The 605-nt window shown below is 71.1% G+C and carries 1 pseudogene; it reads left to right on the forward strand.

Features of this window, described 5'->3' with window-relative positions:
• Positions 1-605 (forward strand): annotated as a pseudogene (locus GTW43_RS32550) (Tellurium resistance); the annotation flags it as partial.

The raw sequence follows: 605 nt of genomic DNA on the forward strand, positions 1-605 counted from the left end.
TCCGCCCACCCCGCCGGCGGCGGCGGCCGCACCCGTACGGCTCTCGAAGATCACGCTCACCAAGGCGGCCCCCAGCGTCTCCCTCGCCAAGCAGGGCGGCACGGGCGGCGCGATGCGCGTGAACCTCAACTGGGAGATGCGCAAGCAGTTCAGCGGCTGGGGCAGCAAGCGCGGACGGGCCACCGCCATGCACCGAGACCTCGACCTCGACCTGTGCGCCCTCTTCGAACTCACCGACGGCCGCAAGGGTGTCGTGCAGGCCCTGGGCAACGCGTTCGGTGCGCTCCACCAGCCGCCCTACATCCACCTCGACGGGGACGACCGCACCGGCAGCGTCGCCACCGGCGAGAACCTGACGATCAACCTGGACCACAAGCAGGCGTTCCGCCGCATCCTCATCTTCGTGACCATTTACGAAGGCGCGCGCAGCTTCGCGGACCTCCACGCGACCGTCACGCTCACCCCGCTGGGCGGTGCGCCGATCGACTTCTCCCTCGACGAGTGCACCGTCCCGTCCACGGTGTGCGCCCTGGCCCTCCTCACGAGCGACGGCGGCGACCTCACCGTGCAGCGCGAGGCCCGCTACCTGGTGCCGCAGCGGGGCA

Source organism: Streptomyces sp. SID5785 (genome assembly GCF_009870065.1).
In the GTDB taxonomy this organism is placed as follows: Bacteria; Actinomycetota; Actinomycetes; order Streptomycetales; family Streptomycetaceae; genus Streptomyces.